This is a genomic window from Streptomyces sp. NPDC005017 (genome assembly GCF_042873115.1).
In the GTDB taxonomy this organism is placed as follows: Bacteria; Actinomycetota; Actinomycetes; order Streptomycetales; family Streptomycetaceae; genus Streptomyces.
The window spans coordinates 333872-360370 of sequence record NZ_JBIALD010000006.1; the positions used below are offsets into that span (position 1 = coordinate 333872).

Consider the following 26499-nt stretch of genomic DNA (forward strand, 5'->3'; position numbering starts at 1 on the left):
GGCCCGCTCTCACACTCCCCCGACCGTGAGTGGCTCCGTGAACCGGAAGCGCCCGTCGCGCACTTGATAGAGGTAGACGTTTTCGGCGTTGAGCCAACGGCGCTCGTTGAAGGAGTAAGTACCGGCGAGACCTTGGTACTTCGCCTTGCCGAGTGCGTCGCTGAGCGCGTCCCGTGAGGGGCGTCGGGCGCCGGGTCCGGCGAGTGCGGTGAGCCGGTCGACGACCATGCGGACGGCGTCGTACGTCTCCACGGCCCAGGGGCCCGGCCGGGCCCGGTAGCGGCGCCGGTAGGCGGCGGCGAAGGCGCGGGCCGCGCGGGCGCCCGGGTCGGAGCAGGACATCACGGCCTGCCAGCCCTCCGCCGCCTCGCCCGCCGCCTCGAGGAACGCCTCCCCCGCCGAACACGGGTCGAGGAAGCGCGGGCCGGTGAAACGTCTGGCGCGCAGGAATCGGGCCACGTCGGCGGCACGCTGCGGCGTCCCCGAGTAGTAGACGCTGTCGGCGCCCCGGCCGAGCAGCTCCCTTACGGCCGGGGCGCCGTCGGTGATCGAGACGGGCACCACCTTGTGGGTCACGGACACTTCGGCGATGCCCGCGGGCCGGTGCATCATCTGGGCCGGTTCCCAGCCGCTGATCCGGCCCGCCCGGTCGATGACCATGCCCAGATGCCGCCCCCGCTGTCGCACCAGTGCCAGCACCACACCGAACGCGGTGTAGCTGTTCAGGGGGGCGGCCCGGAAGTAGTGCCGAGGCTGACGCAACTGCGCTGTCGACATGGCGCCGATGGACAGTTCGGACATGGTGACGAGGGGCAGCACGGCGTTCTCGTAGATGTCCACCACGGGTGCGGTCGTCGCGCCGGTCGGGCCGAACACGGCGAACATGTCCCGGTCGCCGGACAGCCGCCGCGCCGCGGCGCGGGCCCGCTTCAGGTCACCGCCGTCGTCCTCGACGCGCAGGCCCAGCTCGAAGGGCTTGTCGGCGCGGGCGTTGTGCTCCGCCACGGCGAGCCGGGCCGCGCGTTCCTGTTCGCGTCCCACGGCCTTGCCCGGACCCGACAGGTCGGCCTGGACGCCGAGCAGCCACCGCCGCTTCCCGCTCGCCCGTCCGGTAGGGGTGTCGTCGTCGCGGAGCAGGGCCCAGGCGCCGCCACCGGCGCCTGCGGCGAGCAGGGCACCGCCCGTCGCCCAGGCCATCACGCGCCGGCGGCCGGGACCGGGCGGCGCGGCAGCGGTGTGGGGCGTTCCGGCCTCGGTGTCCTGTACGCCCGGCAGCGCCAGCAGCCCGGCGGCACGGTCGGCGATCGTCCGGACCACGGTGTCCGGCAGCCAGTCGATGTCGGAGCCCGTCAGGCCGTCCCCGAGCGCGGCGGCGGTCTCGGCGGCCGAGGGGCGCGCTCCGGGTTCCTTGGCCAGGCAGCGTTCCAGGAGGGCCCGCAGCGGGTCGTCGGTGATGCCGTGCAGATCGGGTGCGTCGTGGACGGTGCGGTAGAGCAGGGCCGCGCTGTCGCCGAGGCCGAACGGCGGCCGTCCGGTGGCGGCGTACGTGAGGACACAGCCGAGGGAGAAGAGGTCGCTCGCGGGAGTGATCCACTGCCCGCGCGCCTGCTCGGGCGACCAGAAGCCCGGGGAGCCGACGACCAGCCCGGTCGCCGTCAACGCGGTCCGCTCGTCCAGGGCGCGGGCGATGCCGAAGTCGATCAGGCGCGGGCCGTCCAGGGCCAGCAGGACGTTCCCGGGCTTGACGTCACGGTGCACCAGGCCGACGGCGTGCACCGCGTCCAGGGCCCGCGCCAGTACGACGCCCAGGAACCGCACGGCGCGCGGGGGAAGCGCACCGCAGGTGGCCACCGCCTCGGCGAGCGAGGGCCCGGGGACGAAGGCCGACGCCAGCCAGGGTGCCGGGGCATCCGGGTCGGCGGCGAGGACCCGGGCGACGAAGGGCCCGTCCACGCCTCGGGCGGCGGCCACCTCGCGCGCGAACCGGGCGCGGAACTCGGGCTGTTGGGCGTACTCCGGCTGGATCACCTTGACCGCGGCCAGCTCTCCGGCCGGAGTGCGGGCCAGGTACACCACGCCCATCCCGCCTGCTCCGAGCCGCCCTAGCAGCCGGTTTCCGCCCAGGTGCGAGGGGTCCGAGGGCAGCAGGCGTTCCATCACATGCCCTCCGTCGCGGCGGCGGTCGTGTCCCCGGCGGCTCCCGGCACGGCCCACCCGGCCGGGTCCGCCTTCGCGCCCGTCCCGTCGACGGGCCGTCCGATCTGCTTCTCCGCCCGCAGCAGCATCCGTGGCACCGGGCCGTTCACCTCGTTCAGGAGCCCCTGTGCGTCCCAGCCCTCGCCGGCGCAGGCGGACATCGACACCACGACCGGCCCGAAGGTGGCCTGCTGGTACTGGTACGGGTAGGGCCCGCCCTCGTCGGCGCTCGAGCACGTACCGATCTCGAACAGGGAGTCCTCCGCGAAGTTGTTGCCGCCCTCGCCCCAGACCGAGGCGTTGGAGAACAGGTTCGACAGCTTCCTGCCCTCGCTCAGGGTCTGTTCGGAGCAGCCCAGTGCCTCCTCCAGCATTCCGGCCTGCTCCCAGGCCGCGTCCGCGGTCGCCGGGTGCACGGTGACGGTCACGGTCATCCGCACCGCACCCTTGCCCTCGGCCGCGGGCCGGACGAAGTGCCGGGTGAGGGTGGCGAGCACCCGTTCAGGCAGCGGTTCGCGCTGCCAGACGCAGTTCTCGTCGAGTACCGACCAGGTGTCGGGATCGCTCTCGTAGGGCGAGTCCCGCCGCGCCTCGGAGCCGAACAGCTCCGGACCGGCGATCACCTGGCCGATCAGCCGCCCGGCCGCGGCCTTCGTCCGCGGCACCTTCGCCGGATCGGCCTCCACCGTCGGCGCGGGAGCGGGCGCCGGGCCGTCCCCGTCACCGCCGCCCCGCGTCGCGCCGGGCCTTCCCGCGCCGCCGGACTCCCCCGTCCCGCCGCCCTTGGATTCCCTGCCGGCGCTCTCCCCCTCGGCCGTACACCCCGATGCCAGCACCACCGCCGACACCACCACCCCCACCGCGCACCGAAGTCTCCCCGACGCGTGCCTCATCCGCTCCGCCCCCCGCGGTCCGTACCCCCGCGCATGCCCGGCCTGGCCGCCTACGGCATGCGATGCTGTGATCAGCATGCACTGTTGCGGTTCGTCGGGGTTGTGCGGTTCCGGAAATCGGCGCGATCGCCGGCGCCACTATGATGCAGCGGTGTTCGATTCCCGGCACGTCAGGACCTTCCACGAAGTCGTGCGGACCGGCTCGTACTCGGCGGCCGCGCGTGCTCTCGGGTACACCCAGCCGGCGATCACCCAGCAGATGAAGGCGCTGGAACGGGACGCCGGGATGGCGTTGTTCGTGCGGGTGGGCCGGGGGGTGCGGCTCACCGAGGCCGGTGAGACCCTGGCGCGGCACGCGGGCGACATACTCGGTTCGCTGTCGGCGGCGCGGGAGCAGATGAACGCCCTGGCCCAGCTGCACGCGGGCCGGGTCCGTGTCTGCGCGTTCCCCAGCGCCAACTCCACGCTGCTGCCCGAGGCCCTGGCCCGGCTCGCGGCCGCCCACCCGGGCATACGCGTCGATCTGCTGGAGAACGAGCCGCCGGAGAGCCTTCGCCGTCTGGTGCAGGGTGAGTGCGACATCTCCCTGGCGTTCACCTATCCGGGCATGCACGAGCACGTCCCGGAGGAGCTGGTCGAGACCCCGCTTCTGGAGGACCAGTTGACCGTGCTGCTGCCCAGCGGGCACCGGCTCGCGCGGAGAAGGGTCGTCAGGCTCACCGACCTGGAAGGGGAGCGCTGGATCGCCGGATGTCCGCGCTGCCGGGCCAATCTGCTGCACGAGTGCGCGGAGGCGGGCTTCGTACCCGACATCGCCTTCACCACGGACGACAACCTGGCGGTGCAGAGCCTGGTGGCGGAAGGGCTCGGCGTCGCCATGGTCCCCGCGCTGATGCTGACCTTCATGCACCGCGCGAAGGTGGCCGGCCGGCCGCTCCAGCCCGCCTCCCGGCGCAAGGTCTCGGCCTACGTCCTGCGGGAGCATCTGCGCATCCCCGCCACGGCCCTCGTCCTCCAGGAGCTGAAGACCGTGGCCGCCGGGAAGACGGGCTGCTGACCGCCCAACCCATAAGCGCTGCTTGGGATATGCCAAGAAACTGTCGTTGGACGTGATAACGCAACGGTCCGACGCTCTTGTGTATGACTCCTGCCTCGACCACCGTCCCGGGCGCCTTCACCGCGGCCCGCACCACCGAACGTCTCGAAGCGCTGCTCGCCGGTTTACGCGAGGACGTCGGCCGCGGACTCCCGCCCGACCTCACCGCCCACCTCGTCGGCGAACGCCTCGCGCCCCACCTCGGCGCGCCCGACCTGCTCACCGACGAGCAGCGGCAGAGCGATCCGACCCGCTACCGGCAGCACCTGCTGCACGCCGAGCACGACGGCAGCTTCTCCGTCGTCGCCCTCGTCTGGCTGCCCGGCCAGGCCACCGACATCCACGACCACGTGTCCTGGTGCACCACGGGGGTGCACCAGGGCCAGGAACGCGAACGGCGCTACCGGCTGCTCCCCGCGGCCGACGGCACCGCCAGGCTCATCGCCACCGACGAAGTGGTCAACGAGCAGGGCGAGTTCTGTGGCTTCGCCCCTCCCGGGGACATCCACCGGGTCTGGAACCCCGGCCCCTCGACGGCGATATCCCTCCACGTCTACGGCGCCGACATCTCCCGCCTCGGCAGCAGCGTACGGCGGGTCTACCAACTGCCCACCGACTGCTGATGGCCCTCCTCCGGGACCGGCCCACGCAGCGCAGCGGGGTGCGAGAGGCCCCGTCCCCGCGCCCCGGACTCCTGCTCGCGGCGTCCGGCCTCGCCCTCGCCGTCGCCGTCCACCGGCTTCTGCCCGCCGTACCCATGCTCACGGCGGCCGTGGTGCTCGGAGTCCTCGCCGCGCACCTGCCCGTCCTGCGCGGGACGGTGCGGGGCTCCGGCCGCCCGGGACTGTCCTGTGCGGGCAGGCGGCTGATGCGTGCCGGCATCGTCCTGCTCGGGCTGCAACTCGGTCTCGACGACGTGGCCGGGCTCGGCTGGGCGACGGTCGTCATGACGGTCGTCGTCGTCATGGCCACCCTGGCCGGCACCTGGTGGCTGGCCCGCCGGCTGGGCCTGCCGGGTGACCAGCCCCTGCTCATCGCCGCCGGGTACGCCATCTGCGGCGCCTCCGCCATAGGCGCCGTCGGCGAGGCGCGGGGCAGCGACGAACGGGACGCCGCCACCTCGGTGGCCCTGGTCACCCTCTGCGGGACCCTCGCCATCGCCGTACTGCCCCTGCTCCACGGGCCGCTGGGGCTGGACGACGCCGAGTTCGGGCGCTGGGTCGGCGCGAGTGTGCACGACGTCGGCCAGGTCGTCGCCACCGCGCAGACGGCCGGTGACGCGGCCCTCGGCCAGGCGGTACTGGTGAAGCTGATGCGGGTCGCGCTGCTCGCGCCCCTTGTCGCCGCCGTCGCGCTCTCCGCGCGCCGCCGCGGCCGTGCCGCGGGCGGACCGGACGGACCGGGCCGGAAGCGGGCTCCGCTCGTACCGCTCTTCGTCGTCGGCTTTCTCGCCGCGGTGGCCCTGCGCAGCACCGGGCTGCTGCCCGGCGAAGTCCTCGAGGGGGCTCACACCGGGCAGGAACTCCTGCTGGCCGCGGCCCTGTTCGGGCTCGGCAGCGCGGTCGACCTCCCCTCCCTCGCGCGCACCGGCGCGCGGACGGCGCTGCTGGGCCTCTGCGCGTGGCTGGTCGTGGCGGGGGTCTCGTACGCCGGGGTTCTGCTGGTCACGCGGTGAGGCGGCTGCGAAGGGCCGCACCGCTCCCGCCGTGAACCGTCGGCTACGAGGGCTCCCGCCGGGGGCTGCCGTCCCGATCACGTCGGCGTCCGGACGCCGGCCGTCTCGCGGCCAGGGGTCGGCGTCCGGACGCCGGCCCCTAGACGTGCGCCTCCCCGTGCTCCCAGGTCGCCTGCACCAGCGCCCGTTCGGTACCTGCCAGATAGACCGACGCGGCCAGCCACACCTGGGCGTAGCGGTCGGGGTCGGCTTCGGCGGTGCGGCCGAAGACGTCGCGGGTGCGGCGGTCCGCCTCCGCGGTGAGCGCGGCCGACAGGTCCGCCGCCGCCCGGAATCCGCCGCGGCGCAGCGCCGCCGCGCTCCCGGCCCTGTCACCGTCGCGCGCGGGCTCCGCGACGGCCCGGCGGCCTCCCGACACCGCGACCTCGACCAGCCGCCGCAGCCGCCACAGCGGGGCCTGCGCCAGTGGGTCCGGCGGGACTCCGACGACTGCGCCCGTGAGCGGCAGGACGTCGGGCGGGGGGAAATGCGCGCCCTGGATGCGGTCGTAGCCCAGGTCGGCGTGGCCGTCCCACTCCGCGGGCAGCCGCAGGGTCTCCTCGGTGTCCGGCACGGGGCCCACCGCGAGCGGCCGCAGCGTCGCCGCCCGGTCGGGGTCCAGCCGGCCGATCACCCGCAGCCGCAGGCCCGGCCGGGACGCCAGCCGGCGGAAGTTGGCCGTGTGGGCCAGGTCCGGGTGGCCGTTGGCGGGAGCCAGCCGGATCAGCGGGCCGTCCTCCTGCGGCCGGCCCGCGGTCAGCTCCCGGGCCAGCAGGTGTTCCCCCGCGGCACCGACGAGGACCACGTCGCAGCCGATCAGTTCGTCGGCCGTCCGCCCGGCCCGCTCCGGGTCGGTTCCCGCTCTCGCCGCGAGCCGCGCCGCCACCGCCTCGGCCAGGGGACGGGCGAACAACGCGGCGAGCGCGCCCTGCGTCCAGGGCAGACCGGCGACCGGAGTCGCGCGCACGCCCTTGCCGGACCCGAGGCGGCCGTCCGGGGAGAGCGTCGCGCCCGAGATCAGCAGCCCGCCACGAGAGAGCTGCGCATGGTCGAGGGTGCCCGAGCCGAGCGCCACGCTCGCCGTGCCCGCGCCCCGGGCCCGCGCAGGGCCGCCGGGCTTGACGTCGGCCACCGAGAACCAGCGCCCGTCCTCGGACACGAGATGCGTGACGACACCGCCGTACCCGGTCGCCGCGATCACCGGCTCCCGGCACACGCCCTGCACGCGCAGCCCGCCGCCGGGACGGTAGGCGCGGCGGGCCGTACCGACCAGACCCGGGTCCGGATCCCGGGCCGCCAACCGGGCGGTGGTGAGCAGCAGTTCGCTCACATTGGCCACCAGGTCGGCCAGCCGGTGCCCACTGTGCCGGGCACGGGCCGCCCGCAGCCCCCGTACGACCCGCAGGGCGGCTGCCTCGGCGCGGTGCAGTCCGGCCAGCCGGGCGGTGTGCGCGGCGCGCAGCAGTTCGGCCTGCGGGACGGCGCCCGCGGCGGGCACCCCGGCGGCGAGTACGGCCGCGGCGGCCCCCCACAGCGCGGTCGCCGCGGCGACCTGGGCGGGGGTCGGACCGGTCGGTGCCGGGGGCTCGTCCGGTGTGCCGTTCCCTGTGGACGCCACGGCCCCGGCACCCGCCGGTGTCCCGGGCTCCTGCACGGTGTCGGCCGGGGCAGGCTCCGGTTCGGCGACGGCGTCCGCGTCGGCGACCGGGCAGGCGCCGAGCACCGCGGCGCGGTGCAGGCACCGGGGCGCGAGCAGACAGCTGCACACCGCCTGACCGGCGTCCGTGACCGCCCCCGTGGGGCCGGGCGTCAGGGCGACCTCGGCGTCCTCACCGCACTTGACGCGCAGCACGCCGTCGGCGGCCTCGACGGGCAGGGCCGCGTACGACTCGATCGCGGCGTCCAGCTTCTTGCGCAGCCGTGCGGTCAGGGACTCGACGGCGGCGGCGACCACGTCGGCTGTCACCGGGGGCAGTCCGGCGTTCCTCTGGTCGGTGTTCATCGGTTCTCTCCGCGGAGGCGGTCGCCCACCCAGCGGGCGAGGGCGAGGGGGCTGAGGGCGGCGACGGGCATCCCGGCCGCGACGAGCTGCTGGGCGACGGGCACCGAATAGCGCGGGTTGCCGGTGTCGTCCAGCGCGGCACAGCCCATCAGGTGCACTCCGGAGGAGGCCAGCGACCGCACCTCGCCGAGGAGCCCGCCGAGCGCGTAGCCCTCCTCGAAGTCGCTCACCACCACCACGATCGTCCTGCTGGGCACGGTCACCAGGGAACGGGCGTGCGCCAGCCCCGCGGCGATGTGCGTGCCGCCGCCGACCCGTACCTCCAGCAGGAGCGACAGCGGGTCGTCCACCCGGTCGGTCAGATCGATCACGTCCGTCGAGAACGCGAGGAAATGCGTGGAGAGAGTGGGTACTCCGCCCAGTACGGCCGCGGTCAGCGCCGACCAGACGACCGAGGCCTCCATCGACCCGGACACGTCGACCACCAGGATGAGCCGCCAGTCCGCCTCCTTGCGCGAACGCGTGCTGAACACCGGCTTCTCCGGCACCACCATGGTCCGGCCGTCGGCGGTGCGGCGCGTGGTCGCGAGATTGGCGCGCAGGGTGCGCGGCAGGTCGAGCCTGCCGCCCGGGCGGCGGGTCGGACGCGGGGTGGCCAGGCCGGTCAGCGCCGGACGCATCCGGGTCGCCAGCTCCCTCGCCAGCTCGTCGACCAGCCGGCGCACCAGCGGTCGCAGCTTGACCAGCTGCTGCTCCGGCATGCCTCCGGCCAGCGACAGCACGGAGGTCAGCAGGTCGACCGAGGGGCGTACCGAGGCAGGGTCCAGCTCGGCCAGCACATCGGTGCGGCCCTGGTCCGCGGCGCGTGCCAGCACCTCCTCACGGACCTCCGCGCCGAACAGCGCGTCCAGTTCCTCGGCCCACTCGCGGGCCGTGGGGAAGGCCGCCTCCTGGCCGCCGCCCGCGCCTCCTTCCCGACCGAGGTCCGAGGCGCCCTCGCCCCGCCCGGTGCCGTACAGCTCGTCCAGCGCGTGCGCGTAGCGACGGGCGCCCGAGGGCAGCTTCTCGCTCTCCCGGCCGAGCAGTAGGCGCCAGCGGTCGGCGGGGGAAAGGTGGGGGGCGGGGGTGGTGCCGTCTCCAGGTGCGCTCGTGGTGCCGCCTCCGGGTACGGAGTCGGGCTCGGGTACGGCCTCGGGCTCGGGCGTGGGTGCGGTGGCCTCGGGTATGGGTGCGGTGGCCTGGGGCGGGGTGGCAGCCGGAAGAGCCTGAGGCGTGTCCTGTGGGGCCGCGCTGTCGGCACTCCCGGCCGGGTTCGCCTCCGTGCCCGTCGGCAGACCCAGGGAGGCCACCGCCGCGAGGCCCGCCGCGTCGGCCGCCGTCCACAGCGCGAGGAGCCGGGGTGAGGCACCGAGGGAGAGGTCCAGGCGGTCGCCGAGGCGTTCCGTCACGGTGCCCAGCAGACGGTCGCGCCCGGCGGGGCTCAGCGTGTCGAAGCCGCCGCGCAGCGCGGGCAACCGGTCCAGGAACCCCTGGTCGGTGAGCGTGTCGATGCGGTTGAGCAGCGAGTCCAGAGCGGTCGGCGCCGACTGGAGCAGCGGTGCCGCGCCGCTGAGCAGCCCGGTGAGCCGGCGGGCCAGCGCGAGCCGCCCCTCCGGGTCGGTGGCCGTGTCGATCCAGCCGGCGGCGCGCGCGCCCAGTTCTCCGGCGTCGTCGAGGTCCAGCAGGACCCGGGCGGCCAGCGCGGCGCCCTGGACCAGCGGGGACCCGGTGCGTGCGAGGGTGCCCAGGGCGTCGTCCATGCGCAGCCCGCGCCGGTGGTCACCGGCCCGTGAGGCGAGCGCGATCAGCGCGGCGGCGTCCTCCGCCTGGTCACTGCCCGCGAGTCCGGGCAGCGAGCGGACCGCGGTCTCCAGCAGGTCGGCGGCGAGTGCCGCGGCCGCCTCCCGGCCCCCGGCGGTGGTGCCGGGCAGATGTCCGCGGCACAGCGCGTCCAACAGGTCGAGCGCCTCGAGGAGTTCGGGGAGCGTCGCGGAGGCGGGGAGTACGGCGGCGGCGTCGGCCAGCCGCTCGGCGACCAGCGCGGGCAGGTCGCAGCGGGCCGCGGCGCGCAGCGCGGTGAGGACGAGCGCGCAGGTGGGCCCGCCGTCCGCCGAGTCCCGTCGGAAGGACTCGCGCAGCGTGCCCTCGGCGGCCAGGGCGGCTGTCACGCCCCGGATCCCGGCCAGGTCGAGCCGCACGGGGACCGCGGGGGTCCACGCCAGGCGCCAGCGGGTGGTGAGCGCCGTGCCGTCGCCCGTGCCCGCCACCTCCTGGGCCTCGCCGTAGCCGGCGCCGCACACCGTGAGCCGCTGGAGCAGGATCTCCCGGCGGCCGTCCAGGGCGGAGCGGAAGGGGTCGAGCCGCAGCTCCCGCGGGGCGGGGTCGTCCGGGCCCGGCAGCCGCAGCGCGGCCAGCTCCGCCTCCACCGACGGGCCGAGTCCCGAGCGCGGAGTGCCCGGCGCGATGCGGCCCCGCTCGGTGCCGACCAGGACCACCTCGAGCGCCCGTGCCAGGGCACGGCCGCGGCCGAGGGGCTCGCCCTGGCCCATCACGGTCGTCAGCGCCTCGAGTACCTCGCTCCGCCCGGGGGCGGCGAGACCGCGCACGCTCGCCAGGTCGCAGGCCATCCGCAGGGTCTCGGCGGCCTCGCCGGTGCCCGCCGTGTGCCCGGCGGTCCGCAGCTCCCGGCACACGTCGGTGATCACCCGGGCGGCCGCGCCGTGCAGCACCTCGGGGTCACCGGCGGCCGTGAACACCGCCTGCTGCCAGCGCGGGTCACGGATGCCCGCGGGGTAGCCGGACCGGGAGTCGAGCAGGTCGAAGGAGTACGGCACGAGCGAGGTGACGACCGACGACTGCTCCTCGACGGCGGCCGGGCCGGCCGAGAGCACTCCGACCGCGGTCGACGGGCCGTCGGCCGCCCCCGGCGCCCGCACCGCGCCCGCCGTCTGCGGCTCGTCCGTCGTGTTCGCTCCGGCCGTCAGGGCCGGTGCGTGGAACGAGCCGACGACGGCCGCGACGCGGCGCCCGCCCGCCGAGGCGTGGGCGATCGTCGCGCGCATGTGGGTCTCCCGGGCCAGGTCCAGGGACGGCACCGTGCCCGACGACTCCGCGTCACGGCGCAGCGCCCAGCCCACGCCGAGCGCGGCCCGTCTGATCGCCTCCGGCGGACAGCCGGGTGCGAGCACCTCCACGCAGCGGTCCCACAGGTCGTCGCCGTCCCGCCCGCTGCCCGCGGCGGTGAGCGCGTCGGCGAAGGCGGTGGGCGCGAGGACGGGCGGGGGGTCGGCGAGCGCGGTACGGGTGTCCCCGGCGGGGGCGGTGCCGTCGCCTCCGTGCCAGGCCGGATCCGCCATCGGCAGATCGCAGCACACGACCTCGGCGCCCCGCTCGCGCGCCCAGCGGACCGCGGCGAGTTCGGGCGAGAAGTCGGCGAACGGGTAGAAGCCGAGCCGCCCGCCCTCGCCCGCCCCGGCCAGCGCCACCGGCGCCAGGGTGCCCGGGGCGGACAGGTGGGTGAGCCACGGCTGGAAGTCGGCGGGCAGCTCCACGCAGACGACCTCGGCGCCGGCCGCGTCCAGCAGGGCGGGTACCGCCGCGGCGAGCGCCGGGCTGTGGTGCCGTACCCCCAGCAGATACGGCGCCGAGCAGCCGGCGAGTGCCTCGACGGCGTCCCGCGGGTCCTGAGCGAGTGTCACCGGAGGTTCTCCCGCAGGTCCCACAGGCGGCGCCAGGTCGCCGAGCCGTCCTCGGCACGGCGGCGCACCGGACCGTCCCAGTAGCCGAGCAGCCGCGCGTGGTCGGCCGGGTCGTCCTTGCGGACCACACCGAGGAGGTGTCCGGGCACCAGGTCGAGGGCGTCGCCGCCGGGCAGGTAAGCGGTGGCCACCCCGAGGGAGGTGGCGACCTGCACGGCCTCGGCCGTCGACATCACCGTGCCCGGGCGCTCCACGTCCCAGCCCTCGGTGGAACGGCCGGCCCGCAGGTCGCGGAAGACGGTGACCAGGACGTCGAGCACGGCGTCGTCCACCGCGAAGGCCGCGCCCGCCCGCTCGACGGCCGCGGTGGCCTGCCGCCGCACCAGCGCGGTCTCGGCGTCGACGTCGGCGATCGGGTGCACGGTCTCGAAGTTGAACCGGCGCTTGAGGGCCGCGGACATCTCCGACACACCGCGGTCGCGGAGGTTGGCGGTGGCGATGACGGTGAACCCGGGGGCGGCCGCCACCTGGGCGTCGTCGGTGCCCGACAGCTCGGGCACGCTGATCCGGCGGTCGGACAGGATCGACACCAGGGCGTCCTGCACCTCGGGCAGACAGCGGGTGATCTCCTCGACCCGGGCGACGCGGCCGGTGCGCATGGCGCTGAGCACCGGCGAGTCGACCAGCGCCTGCGGGGTCGGGCCCTGGGCGAGCAGCAGCGCGTAGTTCCAGCCGTAGCGCATGGCGTCCTCGGTGGTGCCCGCGGTGCCCTGCACGGTGAGCGCGCTGGTGCCGCAGACGGCGGCCGACAGCAGCTCGGAGAGCATCGACTTGGCGGTGCCGGGCTCGCCGACGAGCAGCAGGCCACGCTCACCGGCGAGGGTGACCACGCACCGTTCCACCAGGGCGCGTTCGCCGACGAACTTGGGGGCGATCACCAGCTTGTCGGGCAGTGTCTCGTGCGGCTTGGCCAGCTTCAGCGCCTCACCGCCGCTGCCGCACACGAAGGTGATCACGGCACGCGGCGTGAGCCGCCAGCCGGGCGGGCGGGGCCCCTCGTCGTGGGCGGCGAGGAAGGCGAGTTCGGTGGCGTGACGCTCCTCGGCGGGCAGGGTCTGCCGGGCCGGAAGGGCCGTCGCCGTGTCGGTCGAAGGCATTCAGGTTCCTTGCTGGGTAGGTCGGTCTGTCGTGCTCAGGATGATGGGGACGGTGAGCGGGTGCGGTGCCGGGGTGGCCGGTGGCGAACCGGGGGTGTGCGGGGTGCGGGCGTTCGGCGGTGCGGTGCCGGGGTCGCCGGTGCCGCACCGAGGGTGCGCGGGGTGCGGGCGTTCGGCGCGTGACCGGACTCGGCCGGGGCGCGAGACACGGACCGCCGCGCCGTTGGGGGCCCGGCTACGAGATACGGGCCGACGCGCCGTAGCGGGCCGGTGTCACGAGGGCGGCGGGGGCGCCGGTGTGACCCGGCGCCCCCGTGCCCGCCGCCCGCGGCTCAGCGCCGCCGCCCCCGGCGCACCTTCAGCTCCTCGAAGCGGGGCGTGTCGCCGTCCTGGATCCGCTGCCAGGCTCTGCGGTACAGGTCGGCGGCCGGTTCGGCCGGTACGACCACACCGAACGACGCGTGCCCGCCGTCCATCAGGTCGCCGTACAGCGGCAGTTTCCACGGCTCCAGCGGCACGCGCGGCGCGCCGAGGTCGGTCCAGCCGCCGGGCAGGAAGAGCGAGCGTCCGGCCCGGGTGCGGCTGGCCTCCACCACCAGGTCGGTGGCGGCCAGTTCGGCGCGGGCGGCCTTGAGCCGGGCCGGCTTCCACCCGGTCCACCGCGCCGTCATCCGGTCGGTGGGGTCGGGCATGGCGAGCAGCATCAGGTACACCGTGGCGGCGTCCTCGCCGATGCCGTACTCCTTGGCGGCCTGGGTGACCAGGTCGGGCACGGAGCGGCTCGGGTCCTGCGGCCACCAGGTGCCGTCCTTGTCCCGGTCGCCCGCGAGGGGCTCGCCCGGGTCGGCGAGGAGGGCGGCGAAGCGGGTGGACCGGGTCAGGCGCAGTGCCACCTCGGCCGCGTAGGGCCGCTGGTGCTCGACGCGCAGGGCGGGCAGATACGGGTCCTGGCCCGCCTCGTCGAGCAGGTCGACGCGCAGGCCCGGAGCGGGCTGGTCGTCATGGGTGGCGAGGATGACGGCGCCGTACCGCTCGTAGCCCTGGCCCCTCTCGGTCGGGGCGCCCGCGGTCTTCCGGAACGCGGGGAGGCTGATGTACTCCCCGAGGTCGAGGACGAGACCGGGGTGGGCCAGCCGCTCTCGCACGGCGGTGAGGGCCGAGGGCAGCGCCGCGCGGGCCGGGTCCCCGGCCGGGAGCCGGTGGGCGAGCCAGGCGGCGAGACCGACCGACCCGATCAGCGTGTCCGCCGTGAACCCGACCGGGTTCTCCCCGACGGGGCGGACGCGGTCGCCGTCCACCGCCCACTCGAGGTCCTGGGTGAGGTGCGGCTCTCCGGCCGGGTGCAACAGGGCCGGGAGGGCCTTGCGCACGTCCCACCCGGCGTGCTTGACGGCGCGCAGGGCGTCGCTGAGCAGTTCCTCGGGAACGGCGGGCCGGCGGCCGACCCTGGCGTTCCAGACCTCGGCCGCGGCCGCCACGTCGGGCCCCTCGGTCCACAGGCGGGCCGGGTCGGCGGGCAACAGCGCCGCCACCACCGCGGCTCGGATGCCGCCGTCCACACCACGCAGTTCGTCCTTGGCGACGGCGGCCGGCGCGACCTTGACCCCGATGAGGGTGCGTGCCTCCGTGGTCAGGAACGTCCGCTCGTACTCGTCGACCCGGGGAAGGCCGGCCACGATCAGCCGGGCCATGGTCTCGGTGACTCCGGTGAGCCGGGCGAACTCCTCGGCCGCCTCCGGGAACCAGGGCGCCGGGCCGCGGGCGGCCAGCTCCGCGAGGAGCGTCACGGCCCGGCCCGCCTCGACGGACTCACCGAGCGGCGCCGACTCCACGAGCGTGTACGGGTCCGGTGTGACGAACCGCCCGGCCGGGTCGTGGAAGAGTCCGGTGAACACGCCACCGTCGTCGTCCAGGGAGCGGCGTCCCGTGAAGGCGACGAACGCCCCGCCGCCCAGCGGCAGCACTCCGTTCCAGGTGCCCTCGCGCCACTCGCCCGACGGGGTGCGCAGCGGGCCGGCCGGCAGTCGCATGGCCACCTTGCGCCAGTGCTCCGAACCGGGCGCCCCGGTCAGGCCGAGGGCGTCGAACCGGCCGAGCAGGAGGCTCAGCACCTCGCGCTGCTCCTCGGTGGTGGTACCGGCCGCCGCTCGGAACGCCAGGGCCGTCACCCGGTCCAGCAGTGTGGCCAGGTCCGGCTGTCCGCTCGGCAGCGCGGGCCCGTCGAGGTGCAGCTGCACCGTCCGCTCCGCGGGCACGGCGGTCTCGTCGAGTCCGGCGGCGCGGGTCAGTACGCGCAGGGCGCGGAAGACGGTGTCGTCCTCGTCGTCACGTCCCCACCAGTAGCTGCGCTGGGCTCCGAGACCGCTCGCCGCGTCCTGGATCACCGCGTCGGCCGGACCGGCCGGGCCCTCCTGTCCCAGGTCGCCGTCGAGCGCCCGGGTCAGCCGGTCGGCCGCCGCGTCCAGGACGGCCTGCTGTCCGGCCGCGTACCGCACCACTCCGGCGATGCCCGCCACGAGCGCGTCGTCGCTGACGGACAGCAGTGTGCGGACGGCGAGCGGCAGCGCCTCCTCGTCCTCCCGCGCGGCCGCCACCAGCAGGGCTCCCGCGGTGTCCCGGTCGATCCGGCGCAGTGCCTCGGAGCCCTCCGGGTCACGAGGGGTCATGCACTCCCAGTACTGCACGGGCGGCAGCAGCAGCGTGCCCTGGCCGAAGACGCCCGGGGTGCGGTCGGTCTTGGCCACCGAGGTGACGACGCCGTCCTGGTCGATCAGTTCGAGCTGCCAGCCGTTGCGGACGACGGCCTGGGCCCGGTCGGCGCCGGGGAACGTCACCAGGGCGGCGGGCCGGCCCGACCGTGCGGGCACGGTGACGGTGTGTCCGGCGAGGTTCTCGGCGCGCAGGGAGCCGTCGGGCAGCCGTACCACGCGCAGCCCGATCAGTCCGTCCACGGGCGCGGAGGCCGGTGCCGGTCCGGCCGTGGGTGAGGGACGCACCTTGCCGACGACGAACTCGGAGCCCTCGGGGGTGTCCCGCAGCGCGTCCGCCAGGAAGGGGGGCCGGCTCATCCGGCCGGTCTCCCCGGTAGCCGGGTCGTACTCGCACCAGCCGCGCTCCGCCTCGTCCTCGGAGGGACGCCACACCCAGTACGCGACGCCGTCGGTGAGGACCCCGCGCTCCTCGGGCAGGGTGGTGTCCCCGACGTGCAGAACGCCTGCGCCAGTCGTGCGGCCGCCGCCGGGCAGGGGCAGGGTGATCGGCATGTCGCCCTTGTACCAGTCCATCTGGGTGCCCCGGGTGGACCGCGGGCCCTGGAGGGTCTGGGGCTGGTCCGGGCGGGAGTGCCAGTATCCGCGCAGGCCGTCGCCGCGGTTGTTCCAGTAGACGAGCAGTTCGCCGTCGACGTGGTGGAAGCCGGGGTCGCCCCAGCTGTCGTTCGCGGGGATCCGCAGATCGTGGGTGAGGACGGTGCCCTCGGCGCCGATCACCCGGGCCTGGGCGGCGCCCGCCACGATGAGGTGGGGCCAGGCGTCGGCGACGATCAGGTCCTCGACGTCGTTCTCCGGGACCAGTGCGGACGCCGCGTCCTCCCAGGCGGGCCAGCCCAGTTCGTCGAAGAGTCCGGCCCTCAGCGTGCGCGCCAGGACCGGGGCGAGGTCGGTGGCGACGGCCTCGCGCACCTCGTCCTCGGCCAGCGCGAGCGCCTCGGCGGGCAGCCACTTGAGTCGGCTCAGCGCGTCGGGCAGCTGGGGCAGACCGACGGCGGTGAACCGGCGGACCACCCCGCGCACCCAGTCCGCGAGCAGCGGGCGACCGCCCGGCGACACCGCCAGCAGGCGGATCGCGCGCAGCGTCTGGTCGTTGTCCCCGAACTGCTCGGCACCGCGCAGGAACGACTCGTGGAAGCGGGGGTCGGCGCCCAGCGACACCAGGTCACGGTGTCCCTCGCCCGGTGCCCACTGCACCAGCATCAGGCTGTGGTGCTTCCCCGGGGCGGCCACCGGCACGTCGAGGGAGAGCAGCAGGTCGATCAGGTCGATGTCGTGCTCGACGCCCAGCCCGCGCCCGGCGGCCGCGAGTTCGGCCCGCAGCTGGTCCGCCATCCGCTCCACCAGGGGGTACAGCTCGGTCATCCGGGTGGAGCCGTGCCAGGACCGCACCTGCTCGCGGAACGCCAGGAACCGTTCCAGCCAGCCGGCCGCGCCGTCCCGGGGGCGCTCCTCCTCGGGCAGCGACGCGTCCCACAGCCCGGCTACGGCACCGGACGTCTCCAGGACGGCCAGCCACATCGCGGGCATCTCGTCGTCGTGGCAGGACGGGATCATGTCCAGCAGGGCGCCGCGCATCCGCGGCTGCCGCGCGGCAAGCGCCACGAGTGCCGCCCGGTGGCCCTTCCACCAGCCCGCCGCCGCACGCAGTGTGGCCGGCAGGACGAGCAGCTCGGCCAGATACTCCTGCTCCGTCAGTTCCGCGTCCCTCCCGGCGGCGCGGGCCAGCCTGCGCAGGTCGTTCGCCATCTGGGCGGACGGCGGGAGGCCGCCTGCCGTGCGGCGAAGGCACAGCCGGGTGAAGCGCTCGAGCGCCTCGTCGGCCGGTACGCGCGCGGCCAGTTCCCTCGCGTACGCCGACAGCACCTTCACCGGGAGCGCCCCCGCCAGGGCGAACTCGAGGAAGACGGCGTCCAGCCGCTCCTCCTCGACCACCAGGCCGTGCTCCGCCTCGGCCTTGCGGGCGCGGGTGAACAACTGCGCCGCGTAGGTGGCGTTCTCCTCGCCCAGGAACACGCGCCCGGCCTGCTCGTAGAACGTGGGCAGGAAGTGCGGCACCGAGGCCGCCAGCCGGGCGCCGAGCTCGAGGTAGGCGTCCAGGGCCGCCTTCGGCTTGGACTTCGCCTGCCGGGCCACCCGCTCCAGGTCCGGCATGACGCCCAGGGCGTGGTGGCCGTCCTGCGGGTGGTGCACCAGCACCCATTCCGGGAAGCCCAGCGACTGACGCTGAGCGAGGCCCACCACGGCCGGGTCCACGTCCTGGACGAGCCCGAGGTAGCCGGCGGCCAGGTCCTCCGCCGCGCCCAGTTCCTCGGCGACCAGCCGCACCACCACCCGGTCTTCCAGCCCCGGGTGACGGTAGGTCCGCGTGGTCAGTGGCACCGCCTGCTCCCCGGCCCCCTCCGTGTCCGGCGGCAGGACACCGCCCGCCGTCAGCAGTTCCTCGTACGACACCTCGGTCCCCCCGCTCATGCGTCCTTGCCCTCCTCGATCACGCGGCCGGCGTACAGCGCCGCGCCCATCCGCATCCCCTCCGACCAGGCCACCGGGCCCACCTCACGCAGTGGCAGGGCCCGGCCGTCCTGGTCCTGCCAGGTGAGGCTCCCCGTCTCCACCTCGTCGTCCCAGTACGGCTCCCCGATCCACACCGAGGCCTCGACGGTCCGCCCGCCGTCCCGCACACGGGCGGTGGCGTACCCGCCGGAGACGCGGTAGCCCAGCGAGGACGCGCGCGCGGCGAGGGCGAAGCGGGAGCGGAACGTGCCCCCGGTGAAGTCGCGCACCTCGGTGGCCTTGGCGTCGAGGCCGTCCGGCCGCCGCCAGGTCGCGCGGTGGATCTGCTCGACACCCTGGACTATCCCGAGCTCCGCCGCGAACTCCCGTACGTCGTCGAGGTCCGGGAGCAGCACCGGGTGCGGCAGCGTCACCGTACGCGGGGAGAGCCGGACCGTCTCGCCGTCGAGGTTCACGATCCGCAGTTCGCCGGACTCGGTGGCGCCGCGCAGGAAGCCGACCTCGTCCGGGTCGTCGCCGACCACCGCGAGGTCGCGCAGCGCGGACTGCCACGCCTCGTCCGGCCAGACCCGGGCCAGCAGGCCGGTGGGCACGGGCAGGGACGACACCATCCAGGCGTCGACCTGGGCGACGCACCCGGCCGCGTGCCGGTCCAGCCACTCGGCGAACCGCCGCAGCCGCTCGACCTCCGGGTGGTCCTTCAGCGCGCGCGGCAGTGTTTTCAACTGTCGCCCCGCAGCCCTGCCCGAGGTGGCGCGTGCCGCCACCCGCCCCTCCACCAGGGCGACCTCATACCCGTCACCCGCCGACAGCCAACCCACGAGCCACAGCCTTCCGCGTCAAGAGCACAAGAAGAAAGCACAGTTCGGCCGAGGGAATTTCGGCCCCAGTGCGACGATGTGGGAAACGCTAGCGCCGCCCACTGACAATCGACTCCCGACCCCCGGCGATCCCCCGTCCCGACCGCCACGGCGCGGGCCGCGTCCGAGTCCGTGCCGGCAACATTTCCGCGGCCCGCACGAGTCCGTCGGCAGATCCCGGTGGAGGTCAGGACGCGACGGAGCGAAGGGCGTGACGACGCACCGTCCGCGCAGCCCTTCCCGCCGGGTACGTCGTCCCGGCACAGGTGGCGGTCGGGCCCAGCCCGCCCGCCGCCGCGCGGAAAACACGACAGCGGGGAGACGGACGCTTCCGTCTCCCCGCCGATCAGCACTCGGGCCGACACCGCTTCCGGTTCGGGTTCTCTCCTACGCGGCCGGTTTCTTCCGCGCGTAGATCTCTTCCGGTTCGGGGTTCTCGACCTTCGGCGACAGAAGGAGTTCGTCGTCGTCGCCGTAGTAGTAGGTCAGGCCGAACCTCCCCATCCCAGCGAATCCGCACTGTCCCTTCCCGAAGGTCACGGACACCCATTCGCCGCCCCCTGCGGGCATCGGGTCCACTCCCCAGGAGAACGGGCAGACCTCTTTGGTCTCGCCCGCCTGTACCGAGGAGCTCAGCTGGAGCTGCGCTCCTCGGGAGATGGTGCCCGTGCCGTCCTTGTCGAAGGTGACCCAGTCCCCCGCGGGGTTGCTCCATGATCCGGCGACCTGGGCCTTCGTGGGGACGGGGAAGTCGTCACCGTCGGCGCACCCGGTCACGGTCGTGACCAGGACGGCGCCGAGGACGGCGGCGAGGACTCCTTGTCGTCTTCGCCTAGTACGGAACATAGATCTCCTCGATGAAGGTGATGTTCACCTGCATGTCCGTCTGCCCGTCGGGCCAGATGAGCTTCGCGGCGTCCAGTCCCGCCTTCATGATGGGGTTGCTCTTGCCCTTCTTGTACCCCTCGTCCGACAGGTCACGGCCGGCCGACTCGCGGTTCATGTTGTTGGACACCGTCACCCTGACCTGACCGACCAGAGCTCCGTGGTCGAACTCCGAGTCGGTCTGGGGCGGCTGGCAGGACACCCCGAGCAGTTCGTAGTCGAGATTGTACGAACCGAGCGCGAAGCTCGCGGGACTGGCACCGTAGATGCCGGAGGTGAAGAAGCCGGTGAGGTCCGTCAGGCCCTCCCACTTCTTCGCCCAGTCGCTCCGGTCCTTGTGCTTCTTGTGGAACGACCCGTCGTCCTTGTAGACGCCGTCCCTGATCAGGGCCTGCATCTTCCGGTAGAAGCCCCGGTAGTGGTCCTCCGTGCGGAGCTGACGGACGAATTCACCGTCCGGGGGAAGGGTGATCTCCGGCGGTCCGCCCGTCGCCCAGAGTGCGACCACTTCTTCGGCGGACAGGTCCACGGAGTCCTCGCCGTCGGGGCCCTTCTTGCCGTCCTTGCGGTCCGGTTCGGGGTTCGGGCCCTTCTTGAAGCTCGGCTTCTTGTAGACGGAGACGTTGGCCGCAGTCGTCCTGCCGTTGCGGGTCGTCACGGTCGCGCTGATGTACACGCTGGACGTGCCGGGCACCTTGGTGGTGTAGGTCCGGGTGGAGTTGTAGACCCAGGTGCCGTTGGGGCCCATGGTCATGTAGTCGCGGTACGTGCCGCCCTTGCCGTCGCTGCATCCGCGCTCGCAGTCCGTGATGGGCCGCAGACCGGTCGGATCGGACTTGGTGACGGGGGTGTTGTTGGAGTAGGCGTAGCCGTTGAGGGACTCGTGGTCCTCGGTGGCCAGGATCGGGTCGACGGACAGGAAGCGTCCGATGACCGGGTCGTACTCGCGGGCACCGACGTGGGTGAGTCCGGTCTCGGAGTCGCTGGGCTTGCCGAGATACCCCTTGTCGTCCGGCCAGGCCTGCGGCGTGGCGCCGCGGGACTCACCGAAGGGCTTGGTGTAGCGGCGGGTGACCGCCTGGGTGGTGGCGTCCACGGCCATCGAGGCCGTGCCGTGGTGATCGTCGACCATCCAGGTCAGGCTGGTCTCGGTCCGCACGGCGGTGATGTCACCGGCCGAGTAGTAGCGCTGGGCGCTGAACTTCCCGGTACCGGTGTCGTAGTGCAACTCCTGGCCGCCCAGGTAGAGGACGGTCTTGGTGCCGCTGCGGCGGATGAGCAGGTCGCCGTTGGCGTCGTAGAGGTAGTCGGTGGCCTTGGCGCCCTCGGTGAGGCGGGTGAGTTCCCCCTCGATGTCCCAGGTCAGGGTCTGCGCGACGCCGCTGGGCCCATAGCGCTTGGTGGTGTTGCCCTGCTCGTCGTACTCGAGGGTCCTGGCCGCGCCGCCGTCGACCGTGACCGAGGTCAGGGTGTGGGGCTGACCGCCGCCGGAGGCGTCGACGCCCGGGTAACCGTAGACGGTCCGGGTGTCGCCCGTGGACCGGTGCTCGGTCTGTGTGTCGCGCAGGCCGCCCTTCTTGTACGTCCAGCTGGTCCAGTACGGGGCCGGGCCGCCGAGCGCGGACGCCGAGCGGGCGGTGGCACAGTCACCGGACGACGGGGTCCAGGCCTCGGTCAGACGGCGGTAGCCGTCGTAGGCGAAGCACTGGGTGTCCTTGCCGTTCGCCTTGTCCGTGATGGACTTGACGTTGCCGGTGGCGTCGTAGACGAAGTCGATGTCGCTGGTGTACCCGGCGTTGGTCTGGTCGACGGTGTGGGTGTTGGCCAGGCGGCGGGTGCCGTCCTCGTAGCGGTTGAGGACCTGGAGCTGCTTGGCGCCGGTGGAGGTGCCGAGCCGGGTCTCCTCGATCTCGCCGTACGGGGAGTAGCCGACGTTCTGCACGTAGTCGGTCATGCCGTCGGTGCCGGTGATCATGCCGAGGCCGTTGTAGCTGTTGGTGACCGTCTCGGCGGGCAGTCCGGCCACCGCGGGCATCGAGGTGGACTGGACCGTGCCGTCGATGTTGTAGGTGGTGGCCGTGGTGAACGTCTGCGGCGCGCCTGCGGTGACCAGCGGGTCGCTGGCGGCGATGACGGTCTTGGCGCCCTTCGGACGGCCGAGCGCGTCGTAGCCGGTGACGACCTGCGAGTAGATCTTTCCGGTGGTGCCGCCGACGTAACGGATGGCCGCGGTCACCTTGCCCTTGGCGAGGGAGTCGTAGGTGAACTTGCTGAGCTGGTGGGCGTTGTCCCGCACGCCGTCCCAGGTGCCGGTCTTGCGGCCGAGTTCGTCGTAGTCGGTGATGAGGGTGCGCGAGACGTCGTTCAGGGTCGTCGTGGTGGTGACGGGCTGGTCGGCGTCGTTGTAGGTGGTGGTGACGGTGCCCTTGTCCGGGTCCGTGGAGGTGATCTTGCGGCCGCGCAGGTCGTAGCCGTACGACCAGACGGAGTTGTCCGGGCCCGTCATCTTCGTCAGCCGCCCGGTGGGGTCGTGCTCGAAGAGGGTGCTGGTGTAGTCGGTGCCGGTCGGCACCGGGCCGCCGTACTCACGGCGCTCGACGAGTCGGCCGCGGGCGTCGGTGATGCTCAGGGTGCCGGTGCCGCCCGCGGCGGCGGTGACGGCGGTGCGGTCGCCCTGGTGCTCGGTCCTGGTGCGCCACTTCTCCTGGTCGTAGACCCGGAAGATCGTCTCGGTGGCCCGGCCGGCGGCGTCGAAGACCGTCTCGGTGGAGGCGGGGACGGAGCCGGGGAAGGTGTTGGCGAGCGCGCCCGAGGGCGCCAGGTTGTCGTGGACCTGAGAGTTGGAGATGTGGGCCAGGCCGCGGTCGTCGTAGAGGGTCTCGGAGATCACCCGGCCGCCGTTCGGCGCGGGAGACTGCTTCTGGCGGGAGCGCAGCAGCGAGTCGAAGATCTCGTAGGAGCTGTTGTAGGTCTGTCCGTCGGCCTTGAGGACGTCGGTGCGGAGCCAGGTCTCCTTGTCGTTGTTGATGCTGTACGCGTAGACGATGCTCGCGGCGTCGTCGAGTGCGCGGGAGCGGTTGGGCTTCCAGACCGACCGCAGCCGCCCGAGTGCGTCCAGGGACCACTCGGTGACGTTGCCGTTGGCGTCGGTGGTCTTGGTGGCCGTGCCCCATGCCGGGTCCACCTCGGTGGTGGACGAGTACAGCTTGGGGTCGACCGAGGTCTTGGCCGTCAGCGGGCCGTAGCCGGTGTCGTCGGGGACGTAGGTCGTCCTGACCGTGCGGTTCAGGGCGTTGGTCTCGGTGAGCGGGCGGCCCAGGTTGTCGTAGGTGGTGCCGGAGACCTTCTGGTAGACCGGAGTCTTGTCGGCGTTGTGCGCCGAGACCCGGTAGCTCGCGGTCTGGTCGCCCTTGGTGGGTGCCACGCCGACGGCCTGGCCGTCGTAGGCCGTGGTGACGTCGGAGACGACGTCGTCGGGTATCACCGGAGTGCTGTCGCACGAGGTGGAGTACACCTCGACGCGGCTCACCTTGGCCACCAGCCAGGCGGCGGTGTTGCGGGTGTACGTGGTCCGCGTGCAGAGTTCGTCACCGGTCCTGGCGGTGTCGCCGCTGTCCTCGACGGTGAGCGGCATGCCGTACGTGGTGTCGAACGAGCTCTTCGTGCGGACCGTGCGGGTGCCGGTGGCGGTCCTGGTGCGGGTGGCGGTCTCACCGGGCTGGACGATCCAGGAGTCGGTGGTGCCCCAGCTGTAGGTGTGGCTGCCGGTCTTGTGGGACCAGGGGGTGTTGATGGTGCCGCTGACTTCCTCGGTGCCGTTGTAGACGACGGTCTCGCGGACGAAGCCGGCGTACTGGCGGGAGTCGTCGACGGAGGTGCCGGTGGAGTCGGTGACCTTCTCCACCCGTGCGGTGCCGTCGAGTTCCTTCTCGCCGTTCAGGCCGCGCATGTAGAGCGTGGACTTCTTCGAGCGCGGGCCCTCGGAGTCGCCGGAGGTCTGCACGACCTTGCCGTAGCCGCGCCACTGGCCCCAGGTGCGGTTGGACGCCTTGGTCAGGCCCTCGTCGTCGGCGTAGCCCCAGCCGGCGCCGCCCTGGTAGTCGTAGTACGTCTCGCCGGTGTCGCCGTGGCCGTACGGGTCGTCCTGGAAGACGGAGGTGACCACGTACTTGTGGAACCAGTCGGTGACCGGGGTCGCCCCGGACTGCGACCACTTCACGGGGAAGCAGCGGCGGGTGTTCTTGTCGACCGCCGACGGCATGCTGGAGCCGAAGACGCAGTCCACGTCGGAGTAGTTGACGGTGAGGGTGGAGCCGGTCTCCGACTTGATGGTGCGCACACGCCACTTGATGTAGCGCAGGGTGTCCGGGCCGCTGCCCTCGACGTGGTTGGAGAGCTGGACACCGCCGAACACGACCGGAGGCATCTCGGCCGCCGTGGTGTTGGCCTTGCCGGTGTTCTTGATGGACTTCAGCCACAGGCTGGGCGAGGAGGCGTCACCGGTGTCGGGGAAGTCCTGCTCCAGGTGCCAGGTGTCGACGTCCCGCTGCGTGGTGCCGGTCCCGGTCCACACCGAGGTGGTGACGTCGGTCAGACGCTTGCGGGTGAAGAAGGACGGGCCGATCTGCGTGGTGCACTTGGTGCCGGACGCGCAGATCATGTCGAAGGGCACGTCGGGCCAGTTGGCCTTGGTGGTCGCGGTCAGGCTGGAGCAGCCGCCCGAGACGACACAGCGCTCCGCGTAGGTGAAGCGGACCTGCTGCGCGGCGGGCTTGGCGTAGATCAGGTCGCTGCGCAGGCCGTAGTCGATGCGGTCGAGGTAGCCGCCGCGGGTGTAGGCGGTGCCGTTGACCGTGGTGTCGGCATTCTTGGAGTAGTAGTTCGTCTCCTTGGTGTACCAGTAGGTGGAGGCGTTGCCGTGGGTGTCCACGACGTAGTCCAGGTTCCAGCGCCACGCCTGGGTGCAGGAGGACGAGCCGAAGCCGGCCGAGTTGTGGCAGGGCTCGCCGGAGTCGTCGCCGAACACGGGCACGGTCCACACCGAGTTGGTGACCGGGTCGTCGGCGGCGGTGCCGTTGTCGCTCCAGCCCGGCAGCCGGTGCTTGCCGAAGAAGTACTGGGTACCGGAGGAGTCCGTGACCTTCCAGTACTCGGTGTTGTCGTCGCCGTTGCCGGTGGCTCCGGTCAGGTGCTCGACGCGGGTGCCGTCCTCGTTCTTCACCTTCCACGAGCCGCCGGACGCCTGGGACAGCGCGGCGCTGTCACAAGCCGCTTTGTCGGCACAGGTGTTGACGAGCTCGACGGCCTTGCCGTTGAGGACGAGGGTGCCGTTGGCGTACTTCCAGCACTGGTCGCCCTTGCCGGACTGGCCGTCGTCCTTGCACGAGCCGTACTTGCGCTCGATGTAGGACTCGGTGATCGAGAAGCCCTCGCCGACCACGGAGGTCTGGTTGTTCTCCCCCGCCGTACGGCCGTCCACCGAGCCGGAGTTGTAGGAGATCGCCAGGTTCGGGGACGGGCCGGCGGTCGCCGGAGGGACCCGTAGGCCGTAGTTCCAGGTGAAGTCACCCGTGCTGCCGCCCGCCTCCCAGGTCGCGGTCGGGGACAGCGAGGTGGCGCCGTAGTCGCCGCCACCGCCGGAGCTCTCGGCAGCCGCGGCGAGCAGCATGGGGGCACCCGTGGCGAGGGACCGGGCGGAGACCGTGCCCGTGAGGGTCTGGGACCCGGCATCGTTGTCGGCGCCCGCCACCGGGGTCCGGGTATGGCAGGACGCCTTCTGCGGGGTGGTCAGGGCGCAGGCGGGAAGCGTCACCAGACGCAGCCGGGCACCGAAGTTGCCGCCGTAGACGTCGTTGAAGGACGAGTAGTCCAGGGAGAGCCGGAGCTTGTCGTCGTCCCGGGCACCCTTCGCGGAGGTGGCACCGACCGGGTCGACGGTGAGCAGGACGCCGTTGACGCCCGCCTTCTTCGCGGTCGCCTGGTCGTGGACGCTCAGCGCCACCTTCTCGGCCGCCCCGGTGGCCTTCGCGGCGGCCCTGCCCCTGGCCGGGGCGGCGGGAAGCTGGGCCAGCCTCACGCCGAGGGTGCCGACGGTGACGGTGGCCCCGCCGGTCGCGGGGACGGCGGCCGTGGCCTTGGCGGGCTTCGGCCAGGCGGTCTTCTTCAGCCGTTCACGGGTCTGCCGGGCGGCGGGGGCGGCCTTGTCCTTGGGCGCCTTGGAGGAGCCCGGTCGGAGGCGGCCGACCTTGTCGATCTTCGCGTCCGGACGGTCCTCCAGGGCCTTGCGGCCGGTGGAGGCCTGTGCCGTGAAGTCGTAGCCCAGGGGCACCACGATCTGCGGCAGCAGGGCGAGGGAGACGACCAGTCCGCCACGGCCGAGCCAGCGGCGGAGGACCGCCCCTGGCGGACGTGGTCGGAGGGGTGATGAAGACACGGTGATGTTCCCCGATCTCGGTGAAGGTCAGACGGCGTTCGAGCGGGTGTTCCCGCCTGTCCGCCGGATGTCGACGGCGCCTGCGCGCGGTCGGGTCGGATGCCGCGGAAAGCGGGGCGGGGGGGGGCGCGGCGGCCCCCCCCCCCCCCCCGGGGGCCCGGCTCGGCGGTGGGGCCGGGGGGGGGGCTGGGGGGGGGGGGGGGGCCGGCCCCGCCCCCCCCCCGGGGGGGGGTTGCGGGGGCGT

Annotated in this window: 12 protein-coding genes; 3 read left to right on the top strand and 9 right to left on the bottom strand. The window is 73.7% G+C overall.

The annotated features are described in order from the left end of the window. Window positions 1-9: 9 nt before the first annotated feature. Both ACFYR0_RS12365 and ACFYR0_RS12370 read right to left on the bottom strand, forming a co-directional pair. Window positions 10-2157 carry a bifunctional serine/threonine-protein kinase/ABC transporter substrate-binding protein gene (locus tag ACFYR0_RS12365; protein WP_389325401.1) on the bottom strand — a complete coding sequence of 716 codons (2148 nt, stop codon included), beginning with the start codon at window positions 2155-2157 and terminating at the stop codon, window positions 10-12. Then, window positions 2157-3035, bottom strand: a complete 879-nt coding sequence (locus ACFYR0_RS12370; RefSeq protein ID WP_389325404.1) for a hypothetical protein — start codon at window positions 3033-3035, stop codon at window positions 2157-2159. Before ACFYR0_RS12370 ends, ACFYR0_RS12365 begins: the two co-directional genes overlap by 1 nt. A 205-nt stretch (window positions 3036-3240) precedes the next feature. Between ACFYR0_RS12370 and ACFYR0_RS12375 the strand changes: the two genes are divergently transcribed. From ACFYR0_RS12375 to ACFYR0_RS12385, 3 genes are all read left to right on the top strand, one after another. Continuing rightward, the gene (locus tag ACFYR0_RS12375) at window positions 3241-4146 is read left to right on the top strand and encodes a LysR family transcriptional regulator (protein ID WP_389325408.1); all 906 of its coding nucleotides are present in this window, start codon (window positions 3241-3243) and stop codon (window positions 4144-4146) included. An 83-nt stretch (window positions 4147-4229) separates the two neighbouring features. Continuing rightward, window positions 4230-4808 (top strand): cysteine dioxygenase, encoded by a 579-nt coding sequence (locus ACFYR0_RS12380; protein ID WP_389325411.1) that lies wholly within the window; start codon window positions 4230-4232, stop codon window positions 4806-4808. Next, on the top strand, window positions 4808-5860 hold the full coding sequence (locus tag ACFYR0_RS12385) for a YeiH family protein (protein ID WP_389325414.1): 1053 nt from the start codon (window positions 4808-4810) through the stop codon (window positions 5858-5860). Before ACFYR0_RS12380 ends, ACFYR0_RS12385 begins: the two co-directional genes overlap by 1 nt. Before the next feature lie 139 nt (window positions 5861-5999). On the opposite strand, the gene ACFYR0_RS12390 is transcribed toward ACFYR0_RS12385, so the two are convergent. From ACFYR0_RS12390 to ACFYR0_RS12420, 7 genes are all read right to left on the bottom strand, one after another. Next, window positions 6000-7901: a hypothetical protein gene (locus ACFYR0_RS12390; protein ID WP_389325417.1), complete on the bottom strand. Its 1902-nt coding sequence runs from the start codon at window positions 7899-7901 to the stop codon at window positions 6000-6002. Beyond that, on the bottom strand, window positions 7898-11638 hold the full coding sequence (locus ACFYR0_RS12395) for a DUF5682 family protein (protein ID WP_389325420.1): 3741 nt from the start codon (window positions 11636-11638) through the stop codon (window positions 7898-7900). The genes ACFYR0_RS12390 and ACFYR0_RS12395 overlap by 4 nt, the downstream gene beginning before the upstream one ends. Then, window positions 11635-12795, bottom strand: a complete 1161-nt coding sequence (locus ACFYR0_RS12400) for an AAA family ATPase (RefSeq protein ID WP_389325423.1) — start codon at window positions 12793-12795, stop codon at window positions 11635-11637. The genes ACFYR0_RS12395 and ACFYR0_RS12400 overlap by 4 nt, the downstream gene beginning before the upstream one ends. A 332-nt stretch (window positions 12796-13127) precedes the next feature. Next, window positions 13128-18035, bottom strand: coding sequence for a DNA-binding protein (locus ACFYR0_RS12405; RefSeq protein ID WP_389325426.1), 4908 nt, complete (start codon window positions 18033-18035; stop codon window positions 13128-13130). Beyond that, complete coding sequence (locus ACFYR0_RS12410; protein ID WP_389325429.1) at window positions 18032-18898, bottom strand: DUF4132 domain-containing protein; 867 nt, start codon at window positions 18896-18898, stop codon at window positions 18032-18034. The genes ACFYR0_RS12405 and ACFYR0_RS12410 overlap by 4 nt, the downstream gene beginning before the upstream one ends. A gap of 426 nt (window positions 18899-19324) precedes the next feature. Next, window positions 19325-19783: a hypothetical protein gene (locus ACFYR0_RS12415; RefSeq protein WP_389325432.1), complete on the bottom strand. Its 459-nt coding sequence runs from the start codon at window positions 19781-19783 to the stop codon at window positions 19325-19327. Next, entirely contained in the window at window positions 19770-26255 is a 6486-nt protein-coding gene (locus tag ACFYR0_RS12420; protein ID WP_389325435.1) for an RHS repeat-associated core domain-containing protein, read from the bottom strand. The genes ACFYR0_RS12415 and ACFYR0_RS12420 overlap by 14 nt, the downstream gene beginning before the upstream one ends. Window positions 26256-26499: the final 244 nt, after the last annotated feature.